Raw genomic sequence first — 12930 nt, forward strand, 5'->3', positions numbered from 1 at the left:
CCGCGTCTCCCAGTCCCGGTCGCGATAGCCGTTGCGCTGGGCCAGACGAAGCGGGTTCTTCTCGCCATAAGCGGCGCCGGTGGCCGCACCCACCTCCATCTCCATCAACCGCTCGGCGGCAAAGCCGATCATCTCGCGCAGGAGATCGGCGTCGGGGGTCTTCTCCACCAGCGCGCGCAGGTTCATCATGTCGTCGGTCATCGGTGTTCCTTCCGGAAAGGGGTTGGTCTCGCAACCAGACCCTACCGGAAAGCGCCGATGACCGCCGCGCTACCCAGCTACACCACGTCCGGGGACGTCACCGAGTGAACTCCCCAATGACCGCTGAGCTGCCAAGAATCTTCTTGATGTAGGTCCGATGCCAATGCGTGGCTCTACCGAAAACCGGCAGTTGTTCCCGGTTGAACGCCTCGGCAATGGCTTGGTGGCCCTTCCCGGCCAGCGACATGTCGAAGATTCGGCGGACGATCGCTGCTCGATCTGGTATCAACTCGAACCCCTGCCGGTCGTCTCGAAGACGAACCCAAGCTGGAGCAATCTTTGTCAGTGGAACTTTGTGGGCGTTCTGTCGCTTCGCCTCCCACGCTTCCCGCAGTCGTTTGGCCTTTGTCGCACTTTCCTCATGGGCGCGCTGGGCAACAAGAAGCGCCACAAGCAAAGCTAACGGGTCATCGTCCAAGGCCGCAGCGGTATACTCGCGACCATCGTTCAGTGTGACAACGGTAATGCCTGCTTCGCAGATGCGCTCCAAAAGTTTGACAGCTCTTCGGGGCTTCTGTCTCGACAGACGATCAAGGCTCTCGACAAGTAGATATGACCCGCGAGGCACGTCGCCGCTCTCGACCAACGCGAGGAACTCTCCAAGATGGCCGTCTTCCTCGTTGGTCCCCCGGAATGCAGAGACACCTAAGTCTTGGAACGTGAGCTTGTCATCAAGATCAAGCCCATGAAGGGTCGCATATCGTTCCGCTGCTTGTGTCTGACGCCGGAGGCTGTCTCCCCGCATCTGCTCCGGTGTGGAGAAGCGAACGTACGAGTAAGCCTTAGGTCTCATATCTTGAAGTCGACGGTATGTCCTTCGCATCTTCGATTGCTTCGCGGGATTATGTTCGAGGTGGGTCTTTTGTCCATAGCGTGTTGATGGTCGGCCCTCCCGGTTCCGGCAAATCCATGCTGGCGCAGCGGCTGCCGTCGATACTGCCGGCGCTGTCACCGCGCGAACTTCTGGATGTGTCGATGATCGCCTCGATGGCAGGCGCCATTCCCGGCGGGCGGCTGTCTGACCGGCGGCCCTTCCGGGCGCCGCATCATTCCGCGACCATGGCGGCCCTTGTCGGCGGCGGCATGCGGGTACGTCCCGGCGAGGCCTCGCTTGCCCATCACGGCGTCCTCTTCCTCGACGAGCTGCCGGAATTTTCGCCGCAGACGCTCGATGCGCTGCGCCAACCGCTCGAGAGCGGCGAGTGCGTTGTCGCGCGCGCCAATGGCTGCGTCAGCTACCCGGCAAAGTTCCAGCTCGTCGCGGCGATGAATCCGTGCCGATGCGGCATGGCGGGCGAGCCCGGCCATCGCTGCGCGCGTGGCGACCGCTGCCGCGCCGATTATCAGGCGCGGCTGTCCGGCCCGCTGCTCGACCGTATCGACCTCAGGATTGAGGTGCCGGCGGTGACCGCCAGCGACCTCATCGCTCCGGGCCGCGCGGAATCAAGCGCGGTGGTTGCCCAGCGCGTCGCCCGCGCCCGTGAATTGCAGGCTGCGCGCTACCAGGCGCTGGGCATCAGGGATGTTACGGTCAATGCGCATTGCCCGACGGGACTGATTGAGGAGATCGTCAAGCTCGACCAGCCGGGATCAGCGCTGCTGCGCGATGCCAGCGACAAGCTCGGCCTTTCCGCCCGCGCCTACCATCGTGTGCTGAAGGTCGCGCGCACCATTGCCGATCTCGACGGCGCAGACAGCGTCGGTCGTATCCATCTGGCAGAAGCGATTTCCTATCGCATGGCCGGCGAGCGCATGCGCTAGGCAGCGTGAGGGGGAGACAGGGTACTCGCGACCGTTAGCGGGCAGCTCGAAGCCGCTCCGCCTGCGGGCAGAGGAAATGCGGAATGCTCAGTCCACCGAGCCGACCAGCATGTTCTGGTCGTCGTAGATCGTCACCCAGCGGCCGGTATGATTGGCGGCCTGGCGCTTGAGAAACTGGTAGCCCGTCTCGTTCCAGGCGCGCAGTTCGTCATTGAGGTTGTCGAGGATGAAGTCGCCGCGGTTGGTACGCACCGTCAGCACTGCATGCCCCTCGCCGTCCGGCTTGCGCAGCACGGTGATCAGCAGGTTCGACAGCGAAATGCCGAGCGCGTTGAGCTGGCGACGCTTCTCGAGGACATAGTCCTCGCAGTCGCCGACGGACTGCTCCGGATACGCCCAGTATTCGTCCTGGCCGTAGACGTCATAGTCGCTCATCGGCCTCACAGCCGCGTTGACCGCCTTGTTGACTTCGCTGATCTGGTTCCACAGGGCGTCGGTGACGATCACCGGGCCGCTGTCGCGCGGACGGATCGAGCATTCAGAAGCGAAGCGCTTGCAGAATTCGTAGTGGCCAATCGGCTGGGAGGTGAGGCCGCCGGTGATCATCGCGCCGGCGCCGGACGCCTGCGTCGTCGATCCTGTCGCTGCTGCGATGAGCAGGAGAGAAGCCGTGAAAATCCCCGGCTGCCACCTGCGAAGCGTGGCCCACATACGCCCTAACCCCAAGATCACTGCGTGTTTTAGTCGTTAATGAACTGTTAACGACTGAACGGGGCGGAAGTCAATGAACGGAAAGGGCTGGATTGAGCTTATGGTTACTGACGCCACGTTACTGTTGCGCAAGGCACACAGTGGCATTCGCCATCAGCTACCTTTAGCGGGACGCGTGCGGCTTGTCGACGTCGTTGAGGTCGCACCTTGCGTCTGAGCGGCCATGAAGTCGACGATGCGAGGCACGATTTGCGAGCGGAAGCGCGAGCCGTTGAACACGCCGTAGTGGCCGACCTGCGGCTGCACATAGTGCGCGCGCTTTTCCTGCGGAATGTTGATGCAGAGGTCGTGCGCGGCCTGCGTCTGCCCGAGCCCGGAAATGTCGTCGTTCTCGCCTTCGACGGTGAAGAGCGCGACGTTGCGGACGGCGGTGAGGTCGACCTTCTCGCCCCGGTGCATCATCTGGCCCTTGGGCAGGTCATGGCGGACGAAAACAGTGTCCACTGTCTGAACATAGAATTCTGCCGTCAGGTCCATCACGGCGAGATACTCGTCGTAGAACTCGCGGTGCTTCTCCGCCGAGTCGCCGTCGTTCTTCACAAGGTGCATGAAGAAGTCTTTGTGCGCGATCAGGTGACGGTCGAGGTTCATCGACATGAAGCCGGTGAGCTGCAGGAAGCCGGGATAGACGTCGCGGCCCGCGCCCGGGTTCGGCCACGGCACCTGCATGATGACATTCTCGCGGAACCAGTCGATGCCCTTTTCCTCGGCGAGCTTGTTGACGGCTGTCGGGTTGCGGCGCGTGTCGATCGGCCCGCCCATCAGCGTCATGCTGGCCGGCGCAAACTTGTCGCCGCGCGCCTCCATGACGGCCACCGCAGCCAGCACCGGTACCGATGGCTGGCACACGGCCATCACATGCGTGTTCGGCCCGAGGTGGTGCAGCATGTCGATGATGTAGTCGACGTAGTCGTCGAGGTCGAAGCGCCCGTCCGAGGCAGGCACCATGCGCGCATCGGCCCAGTCGGTGATGTAGACGTCGGCATGCTCGGCCATTGAGCGCACCGTGCCGCGCAAAAGCGTGGCGTAGTGGCCCGACATCGGCGCGACGATCAGCAGTTTCGGATCCCGCTCCGCGCGCGCAGCCGGAAGGTCGCGCTCGAAGTTCAGCAGGCTGCAGAACGGCCGCGTCCACACGGTCTTCTCGCGGATCGCGACGCTCCTGCCGTCGACCTTAACGCTCTCGACACTGAAGGCGGGCTTGGCATAGCGGCGCGTGGTGCGCTCGAACACTTCCGCCGCCGCGGCGACCGATCTTCCCATCGGCGTTGCTGCAAACGGGTTGAGCGGGCTTTGCGAAATGACGCGCACGGCGTCCGCATAGGCCCTCAGGGGCTGGAGGGCGGCATGGTTGAGTTCGTAGAGCTGATAGTACATTCGCGACGACCTCGGGGCCTTTACCGCGGCCGGCATTGCACAAAGGCGGCCGGTCAGGAAAAATTGTGCCGCAGAAGCTAACAGGCTTTTGCTGCGATGCAATAGAGTTCAAACGTTAAACACCTGGCGCACTGGCAGGTTGCATACAGCATCCAGCTTTTTGCGGCTGACTACCCAGCGGCAAGCCGCAACATGCAAAAAAGGGCGCCGCGGCGCCCCTTCAGGTTACTTTATGGAGAAAAGGGTTCAGCCCTCGAAGCCATCGATGATCACCATGTCGGCATCGGCGACGGTGATGCGGATGGCCTTGGCGGCCTGGTATTCGGGGCTGTTGTAGCAGTCGATTGCCGCCTGCATCGACGGGAACTCGATGACGACGTTGCGGGCCCGGCCAGCGCCTTCCATCACCTCGTAGGTGCCGCCGCGTGCGAGGAACTTTGCACCATAGCGCTCGAATGCAGGCTTCGCCGTTGCAACATAGTCCTTGTAGCGTTCCGGATCGCGGACATCGACATGCGCGATCCAATATCCCTTGGCCATGCTTTTCCCTCCCTTGGTTGATGGTGTCAGGCGGCCCGCATCTCGTCGAGGATCGCCTGTGCGGCAGCGCGCCGGTCTGGTGCGCCGATAATCGGACGGGCGACGACAAGGTGGGTCGCGCCGGCGCGCAGCGCATCGGCCGGCGTCATCACCCGCTTCTGGTCGCCCTTTTCGGCTCCGGTCGGGCGAATGCCCGGAGTGACGATTGCCATGTCGCCGCCGAGGATCTCGCGCACCGCGGCGGCTTCCGCAGCCGAGCAGACGATGCCGCCCATGCCGGCCTCGCGCGCCTGTGCGGCGCGCTTGCGCACCAGCGTCGCCGGATCATCGGCGTAGCCTGCTTCGCGCACGTCGTCGGCATCCATCGAGGTCAGCACCGTTACGCCGAGGAGGCACAGGTCAGAGCCCTTCGCCGCGGCGACCGCCGCGCGCATCGCCTTCGGGTAGGCATGCAGCGTCAGCATCGACACGCCCATCCTGGCGATGTTTTCGACGCCCTCGGCCACTGTGTTGTCGATGTCGAGCAGCTTCATGTCGAGGAAGACCTTCTTGCCTTCCGCCGCGAGGTCGCGGGCGAATTCGAGGCCACCGCCAAAGACCAGCCGGTAGCCGATCTTGTAGAAGTCGACGACGCCGTCGAGCTCTCGCACCGCCTTCTCGGCCTCGGCTACGGTTGGCAGGTCGAGGCCGACAATCAGGCTTCCATTCATCAGCGTTCTCCTCGCGACTGCGCGGACAGAAGCCACGCATGTTCGGTAAGTGTCTTGCAGACCGTCTGCATCGATCTCAGCATTCTCTCCTCCACCAAATTGCCGTGTTCGTCAAAGGCATTTGCCCCGTCAGGCACAAGGCATTGCGGCGTGATGAGGTCGGCCTGCATGTGCGACAGGATCTGGCGCAGGTGCGAGACAGCGCGGATGCCGCCCCAGCGCCCGTCGGACGAGCCGCACAGGGCGATGATCTTGCCGTTGAAGGGTTTCACCTTCTTGCCGTTGTCGGTGCGAATGCGGCTTACCCAGTCGATCGCGTTCTTGAGCAGCGGTGGCACCGAGCCGTTGTATTCGGGCGTCGCGATCAGCACGCCGTCGCTGTGGATCATCAGCCGGCACAGCCGGTAGGCGTTTTCCGGAATCCCGTGCTCGACCTCGTAGTCCTGGTCCATGATCGGCAGTGGATAGTCGCCGAGCGAGATGCGGGTCACTTCAGCGCCGAGCAGCGCCAGTTCCTTTTGCGCGACGTCGGCGGTCTTGCCGCTGTAGGCGCCGGCTCGGGTCGAGCCGGCGAAGACGAGGATTTTCGGATTCATGTGGCTGGCGATCCCGTTGCGTATCCTCTCGGTATAGCCGAGGCAACGGGACCGTCAAAGGTGCGGCCGCCAGGCCGGCTCAGGACGCCACCGGCCGGCGGTAGACCCATAGCTGCGCGGGCGGAATGTTGCGCAGCACGAGGTCGAGATGCTCGACAACGTAATTGCCCTTGTGAGCGGGCACCGGCGAGCGGGGCGAATAGGTGATCTGGACCACCGGCCGGCCAACAGGCAGACGGTCGAGCAGAGCTTCGACATAGGCGATCCGCTGAGGAACGGGGAAGCTTAGGAGCGGTACTGCGGAAATCACCGAATCGAAACGTTGGTCGTGCTTGTCGCCGAGTGTCTTGTCGAGGTTGAACGCATCGCCGTGGATGATGTTCACGTCCGGAAAGTGCTCGCGCAGGTGTTCGACGAAGTCAGAAGAATATTCGACCGACCAGAGGTCCTGCGGCGCGACGCCAGCCTCCAGGATCGCCTTGGTGATGACGCCTGTTCCGGGGCCTAGCTCCAGTACCGGCAGGCCGGAGGCGGGGTTGATGACGCTCGCCATCTTGCGTGCGGTAATGCTGCTGGTTGGCAGGATCGCGCCGACCGCCTTGGGCATCTCAATCCAGGTCCTGAAGAACTTCAGCTCTTCGTCGAATCGCTCAGCCAGAGACCTGCGGAGATTGCCTGCCATTTCGATGTCGCCTCCAGAACAGAAAATGTCGCAGGGCGTAACGTATGCGCAAGGCTATCCGTTGGGAACCCTCTGCGGGGATTTTTACCGGCCGATTTTACTCGACGTCCGCTTGCGTTCAGGAGCCGCCGAGCGCCAGAAGACAGCGCCCTAAAGAAATTGAGCCCCTTGCGGGGCTCAAAACGTGTCTTGCTTAGGCGCTGGAGGAATCGAAGAATTCCTTCATCCGCGCGAAGAAGCCGGTCGACTGCGGGTGGTTCTCCTTCGAGGAGATGCGCTCGAATTCCTCGAGCAGTTCGCGCTGGCGCTTGGTCAGGTGTTGTGGCGTCTCGACCGCGACCTGAATGTAGAGATCGCCGACTGTCGACTGGCGCAGCACCGGCATGCCCTTACCGCGCAGGCGGAACTGCTTGCCGTTCTGCGTGCCTTCCGGAACCTTCACGCGCGTCTGCGTGCCGTCAAGCGTCGACACCTCGAACGAGCCGCCAAGCGCCGCTGTCGTCATCGAGATCGGCACCTTGCAGAAGAGATCCGCGCCGTCACGCTGGAAGATGTCGTGCGGCTTGATGGAGAGGAAAATGTAGAGGTCGCCGTTCGGCCCCCCGCGCAGGCCCGCCTCGCCTTCGCCCGCCAGGCGAATGCGGGTGCCGTCCTCGATGCCTGCCGGAATGTTGACTGAGAGCGTACGCTCCTCGGTAACGCGGCCCTGGCCGGAGCATTTTGGGCACGGATCGGCGATGATCTGGCCCTTGCCGTGGCAGCTCGGGCAGGCGCGCTCGATCGAGAAGAAGCCCTGGGTGGCGCGCACGCGACCCGCGCCGCCGCACATTTGGCAGGTCACGGGCTGGGTTCCGGGCTTGGCGCCCGAGCCGGTGCAGTCGTCGCAGACCACCGAGGCAGGAACGTGGATCTGCGCCGTCTTGCCCGTGAAGGCTTCCTCGAGCGTGATCTCCATGTTGTAGCGCAGGTCGGCCCCGCGCTCGCGGCCGCCCGACGAGCGGCCGCGCCGGCCCATCATGTCGCCGAAGATGTCCTCGAAGATGTCAGCAAATCCGCCGGCGCCAAAGCCGCCACCGCCGCCCATGCCCGCGTTCTCGAAGGCTGCGTGGCCGTAGCGATCATAGGCTGCCCGCTTCTGCGGGTCCTTGAGGCACTCATAGGCCTCGTTGATTTCCTTGAACTTGGCTTCGCATTCCGCATCCCCCGGGTTCCGGTCAGGATGATACTTCATTGCGAGCTTGCGGAACGCACTCTTGAGTTCCTTCTCGTCCGCTCCCTTCTGAACGCCGAGGATTTCGTAGTAATCCGCCTTCATGTTCGCCTTGGTCAACCTGCCTGGATTGCGCTGAGGTTGCGCTGTCTCGCGGGAAGCCCGCCGGAAATGCTTGCTCCCATTTAGTGAGCCCCGATGGCGTATGCTAGGGGAGGGCTCTCGTACAAGCAGCTTTTTGCCGGAACTGGGACGAAATGCGACTATTCTGCAGCAGAAAGGGACTGCTTGCGCTGCGTCAGCACACCCTCATGCCAGCCCACAACGGCCTGTCCGACGGGCCGCTCGAACCAGCGATTCGAGGCGAGGGCGACAAGAAGCACCGTCCCCATCGGGAAGAGCCAGTACACGAAGAAGGGCATGACGTCCTGCGGTTCGAGCACCATGCGCCAGATCACTGAAAACAGCCCGACCTCAAGCACTGGGTGAATGAGGTAGATGCCGAACGACACCTGGCCGAGCCCGTGCAGCGGCTTGAGGAAGTTCGCCCCGTCCGGATTGTTCTGTTCGGCAAGTGCGGCAAGAAACACGGCGCTGGCGAGCAAGGCGAGGGAGAGGTGGCCGTTCGCGCCGAAGTACATCGTGGCCAGCGACACGAAGAACAGCGTCCACGCAGGCAGGTGTGAACGCAGCATCCAGCGCGACCTTCTCACCAGCACAGCGATCAGCGCACCGACGGAAAAGTCGGCGAAGGCGCGGAACGCCGCCCATGAATTCGTCTTCAGCCAGGATCCTTCTGGGATCAACCCTGCGGCGCTGATCGCTTCGAGGGAGAGGATGGCGAGTGCAGCGATCACTGCGAGCCCGATGGCGCCGGAGAACTTGAATGCCGCCACCAGTAGCGGGAAGACGAGGTAGCAGAACCATTCCGCCGACAGCGTCCAGGCGACATAGTTGAAGGTCAGGTATTCAACGAGGCCCCAGCTCTGGATGAGCAGCAGGTTGTGCGGCAGGTATTCGAAGTCGAACCGGTGCGCCCATCCGGTCGTCACGTAGCCGAGCTGGACGGCAATGCCGATACCGATGAAGAAGAGAAGCGTCGCGAAGTAGAGCGGGTAGATGCGCGCAAAGCGGCGGACGATGAAGCGGCGAACCGAGCCGGCGCCCTCCAGCACGCTGTCGCCGTGATGCAGCATGATGAGGAAGCCGGAGATCATGAAGAACATGTCCATGACCGGCAGCAGCCGGTGGAGCGATTCCTCCATCCAGCGGAATTCGGCCGGCGCATAGCGCAGGAAGTGGAAGCTCATCACCCCCACTGCCGCAAACAGCCGCCAGAAATCCAGCACCCGAAAATGCTGCAAGCCCACCCCCGTCTTCGCATGCCGCGCGGGCGGTACCCCCGGGACATGCGAACCTGTTGCCTCTTGATGAGGATAGCAGGTTCGGTGACGGCCGCAGCCGTTACCTTTTATTAGCCTTAACGGCGGCGGGCCGGAAAAGAAAAACCCGGCATGAGGCCGGGTTCTTCAGGTTGATGGCGTTTGACCGGATCAGGCCGACTTCTTGTCGTCGTCGTCCTTGATCTCCTCGAAGTCGGCATCGACGACATCCTCGCCGTCCTTCTTCGCGTCGGCGCGGGCGTCAGCCTCTGCAGCCTCGGTCTGGCTTGCCTCGTACATCGCCTGGCCAAGCTTCATCGAAGCTTCGGCAAGGGCGTTGGTCTTTGCCTTGATGTCCTCGACGTCGTCGCCCTCGGCTGCAGTCTTCAGCGCGGCGATGGCATCCTCGATGGCCTTGCGGTCATCGGCCGATACCTTGTCGCCGTAGTCCTTGACCGACTTCTCGGACGAGTGGATCAGGGCTTCTGCCTGGTTGCGGGCCTCGACCAGCTCGCGCCGCTTCTTGTCGGCTGCGGCGTTGGCCTCGGCGTCCTTGACCATCTTCTCGATGTCCTCGTCGGAGAGGCCACCCGAAGCCTGGATGCGGATCTGGTGCTCCTTGCCGGTGCCCTTGTCCTTGGCCGAGACGTTGACGATGCCGTTGGCGTCGATGTCGAACGTGACTTCGATCTGCGGCACGCCGCGCGGTGCGGGCGGGATGCCGACGAGGTCGAACTGGCCGAGCAGCTTGTTGTCGGCAGCCATCTCGCGCTCACCCTGGAAGACGCGGATCGTCACGGCGGACTGGTTGTCCTCTGCCGTTGAGAAGACCTGGCTCTTCTTGGTCGGGATCGTGGTGTTGCGCTCGATCAGGCGGGTGAACACGCCGCCCAGCGTCTCGATGCCCAGCGACAGCGGGGTCACGTCGAGCAGCAGCACATCCTTGACATCGCCCTGCAGAACGCCCGCCTGGATCGCCGCGCCCATGGCCACAACCTCATCCGGGTTGACGCCCTTGTGCGGCTCCTTGCCGAAGAACTGCTTCACGACTTCCTGGATCTTCGGCATGCGGGTCATGCCGCCGACCAGAACCACCTCGTCGATCTCGCCAGCCTTGAGGCCAGCATCCTTGAGCGCTGCCTTGCACGGCTCGATGGTGCGCTGGACGAGGTCATCGACCAGCGACTCGAACTTCGCGCGGGTCAGCTTCATCGTCAGGTGCTTCGGACCGGTCGCATCCGCCGTGATGAACGGCAGGTTGATCTCGGTCTGCGAGGCAGCCGACAGCTCGATCTTCGCCTTCTCGGCAGCTTCCTTCAGGCGCTGAAGTGCGAGCTTGTCGTTCTTGAGGTCGATGCCCTGTTCCTTCTTGAACTCGGTGGCGAGGTAATCGACCAGGCGCAGGTCGAAGTCTTCACCGCCGAGGAAGGTGTCACCGTTGGTCGACTTCACCTCGAACACGCCGTCACCGATCTCGAGCACCGAGATATCGAAGGTGCCGCCGCCAAGGTCGTACACGGCGATGGTCTTGCCGTCCTTCTTGTCGAGGCCGTAGGCGAGCGCGGCAGCGGTCGGCTCGTTGATGATGCGCAGGACCTCGAGGCCGGCGATGCGACCGGCATCCTTGGTTGCCTGGCGCTGTGCGTCGTTGAAGTATGCCGGAACGGTGATGACGGCCTTCTCGACCTTCTCGCCGAGATAGGCTTCCGCCGTTTCCTTCATCTTCTGCAGGATCATCGCCGAAATCTGGCTCGGCGACTGCTTGCGGCCGCCAGCCTCAACCCATGCGTCGCCATTGTCGCCATTGACGATGCGATACGGGACAAGCTCCTTGTCCTTTGCGGTAACCGGGTCGTCAAAACGGCGGCCGATGAGGCGCTTGATCGCGAACAGCGTGTTTTCCGGGTTGGTGACCGCCTGGCGCTTGGCCGGCTGACCGACAAGGCGCTCGCCGTCGTCGGTGAACGCCACCATGGAAGGCGTGGTGCGCGCGCCTTCGGCGTTCTCAATCACCTTGGCGTCCTTGCCGTCCATGACGGCGACGCAGGAGTTGGTTGTTCCGAGGTCGATGCCGATAACTTTCGCCATGTTCAATCTCTCCATTAGCAGGCCGTCAATGGACCCTATGAGGCGTTCCTGGGACGGCCCCTTACACGTAAATTTCACGGCGAGCCTCATGGTCGATGACCTCCCCGTGATGATGTCGCGTATATAAGAACCGTCATGTTGCGCTGCAAGCACTTGCGCCGGTCAGTTCTGTGTTTGATCTGCGTTAGTTGGCGCAGTTGACAACTGGCAACACCGGGCGCCCTGACTGGGCCCGTCGACACGAGACGGACATGACGATGACGAACCGCTTTTTCATCTTTGCCGGCGGCATTTCCGGCGCAGCCGGCGTCGCCCTTTCGGCCGCAGCGGCGCATATCGGCGGCGGCACGGTCGAGACCGCCGCGCACTTTCTCTTGGCCCACGCGCCTGCCTTCCTTGCCCTCGGCTTTCTTGCCCGCATGAAGATCCTGACCGCCGGTGCCTGGCTGCTCCTGGTCGGCGTTCTGGTCTTCAGCGGCGACCTTTTGATGCGCAACTACGTCGGCACGCGCCTCTTCCCCATGGCCGCCCCTACCGGCGGCACGGCGATGATCCTCGGCTGGCTGGTGATCGCCGCCGGCGCATCTTTCGCGCGAACGGAGGGGTGAGCAGGCTCGGATGGCGAGGCTTCTTTGACAGAACGTCCTGGGAGGCCTGCTGCTCAGCTGACCTGTGCGAGCGGCCTTCTGTCCGTCCCGTTTATGTTTCGATCGAATTGATCCCGCCGCGCTGGCCGGAACGGTTCCGGAATGGATGCCACGGTCAAGCCGTGGCATGACGAAGGGGTTAGGCGGCAGCGCAACCGCAGGGCACTCCATTGGCGGATGCGCCGCCGGAGAAGCATATGACCGGAGAAGGATATGACGGTGCCTATCCACCTCGTCATGCCCGTGCTCGACACGGGCATCCATGCCTGAACAGCGAAGAAGCCACGACGGTGGAGAATTTGCGCGTCGCTTCTGGTTCCTTCCCAGCGCAGTGCACTTCACGCCCCCTCCGGCGCTTCGCGCCACCTCCCCCGCTTCGCAGGGGAGGATCCACGTTGGCGCGTTTCATGGGCGCAGCGCTTGGAAAGCGATTCACAGCCGCATGGGCCTAAGTGCACACGCCCAAATAGTGCCTCAAAACTGAACCGAGCGCGGATGAAGGCCTCGGCCTTAGGATCCTCCCCCCACTCCGTAGGGGAGGGTCCACGTTCGCGCGTTTCAGGAGCGCAGCGCTTCGCCAGCAATGCACTGCCGCATCGGCCCAAGTGAACACTACCCAAACAGCGCCTCAAAATTGAACGCGAACGCGGATGAAGGCCTCGGCCTCGGGAGTCCTCCCCTACGAAGTGGGGGAGGGGGACCATGCGAAGCATGGTGGAGCGGGCGGGACGGGCGCTACATTGCAAAAATCTCTGGGGCGAACGTGGCGCACCATTCAGGCCGGCGTCACGGTGTGCGAGGCAGCTACCAGCTCGGCACTCCTCCCAAACCGCCATCTGTTCAAAGGTTGGCACGTTCCCACATCGCTCCGGTAGCTCCCCCAAAACAAAACCGCCGCCTCGGGG

The 12930-nt window shown here is 63.0% G+C and carries 12 protein-coding genes and 1 pseudogene; 2 read left to right on the forward strand and 11 right to left on the reverse strand.

What is annotated here, in order from left to right; genetic code table 11:
* The coding region (locus L630_RS21685) for a transposase (RefSeq protein WP_034330705.1) at positions 1-201 on the reverse strand (201 nt) is incomplete at its 3' end.
* Positions 202-298: 97 nt separating this feature from the next.
* Positions 299-1084: a recombinase family protein gene (locus L630_RS21690; RefSeq protein WP_084466170.1), complete on the reverse strand. Its 786-nt coding sequence runs from the start codon at positions 1082-1084 to the stop codon at positions 299-301.
* 44 nt (positions 1085-1128) lie between these two features.
* Between L630_RS21690 and L630_RS21695 the strand changes: the two are divergent.
* Positions 1129-2022 (forward strand): annotated as a pseudogene (locus L630_RS21695) (ATP-binding protein); the annotation flags it as partial.
* 87 nt (positions 2023-2109) lie between these two features.
* On the opposite strand, the gene L630_RS0117175 reads toward L630_RS21695, so the two are convergent.
* The 9 genes from L630_RS0117175 to dnaK all read right to left on the reverse strand — a co-directional run bounded on the left by L630_RS0117175 (position 2110) and on the right by dnaK (position 11378).
* Positions 2110-2628 (reverse strand): transglutaminase-like cysteine peptidase, encoded by a 519-nt coding sequence (locus tag L630_RS0117175; protein WP_245263785.1) that lies wholly within the window; start codon positions 2626-2628, stop codon positions 2110-2112.
* A 258-nt stretch (positions 2629-2886) separates the two neighbouring features.
* Positions 2887-4170 carry a polyhydroxyalkanoate depolymerase gene (gene phaZ, locus L630_RS0117180; RefSeq protein WP_024849457.1) on the reverse strand — a complete coding sequence of 428 codons (1284 nt, stop codon included), beginning with the start codon at positions 4168-4170 and terminating at the stop codon, positions 2887-2889.
* 246 nt (positions 4171-4416) lie between these two features.
* Positions 4417-4710, reverse strand: a complete 294-nt coding sequence (locus L630_RS0117185; RefSeq protein WP_024849458.1) for a DUF1330 domain-containing protein — start codon at positions 4708-4710, stop codon at positions 4417-4419.
* 26 nt (positions 4711-4736) lie between these two features.
* Complete coding sequence (gene pyrF, locus L630_RS0117190; RefSeq protein ID WP_024849459.1) at positions 4737-5420, reverse strand: orotidine-5'-phosphate decarboxylase; 684 nt, start codon at positions 5418-5420, stop codon at positions 4737-4739.
* Positions 5420-6016 (reverse strand): NAD(P)H-dependent oxidoreductase, encoded by a 597-nt coding sequence (locus L630_RS0117195; protein ID WP_024849460.1) that lies wholly within the window; start codon positions 6014-6016, stop codon positions 5420-5422. The genes pyrF and L630_RS0117195 overlap by 1 nt, the downstream gene beginning before the upstream one ends.
* Positions 6017-6095: 79 nt before the next feature.
* On the reverse strand, positions 6096-6698 hold the full coding sequence (gene pmtA, locus L630_RS0117200) for a phospholipid N-methyltransferase PmtA (RefSeq protein WP_024849461.1): 603 nt from the start codon (positions 6696-6698) through the stop codon (positions 6096-6098).
* A gap of 193 nt (positions 6699-6891) precedes the next feature.
* Positions 6892-8013 carry a molecular chaperone DnaJ gene (gene dnaJ, locus L630_RS0117205; protein ID WP_024849462.1) on the reverse strand — a complete coding sequence of 374 codons (1122 nt, stop codon included), beginning with the start codon at positions 8011-8013 and terminating at the stop codon, positions 6892-6894.
* Positions 8014-8171: 158 nt separating this feature from the next.
* Complete coding sequence (locus L630_RS0117210; RefSeq protein ID WP_144708757.1) at positions 8172-9272, reverse strand: acyltransferase; 1101 nt, start codon at positions 9270-9272, stop codon at positions 8172-8174.
* A gap of 189 nt (positions 9273-9461) precedes the next feature.
* A complete protein-coding gene (gene dnaK, locus L630_RS0117215; RefSeq protein WP_024849464.1) occupies positions 9462-11378 on the reverse strand; it encodes a molecular chaperone DnaK in 1917 nt (638 codons plus the stop codon).
* Between the two features lie 251 nt (positions 11379-11629).
* On the opposite strand from dnaK, the gene L630_RS0117220 reads away from it, so the two are divergent.
* A complete protein-coding gene (locus L630_RS0117220; protein ID WP_024849465.1) occupies positions 11630-11986 on the forward strand; it encodes a DUF423 domain-containing protein in 357 nt (118 codons plus the stop codon).
* Positions 11987-12930: the final 944 nt, after the last annotated feature.

Source organism: Aminobacter sp. J41 (assembly GCF_000526635.1).
GTDB lineage: Bacteria > Pseudomonadota > Alphaproteobacteria > Rhizobiales > Rhizobiaceae > Aerobium.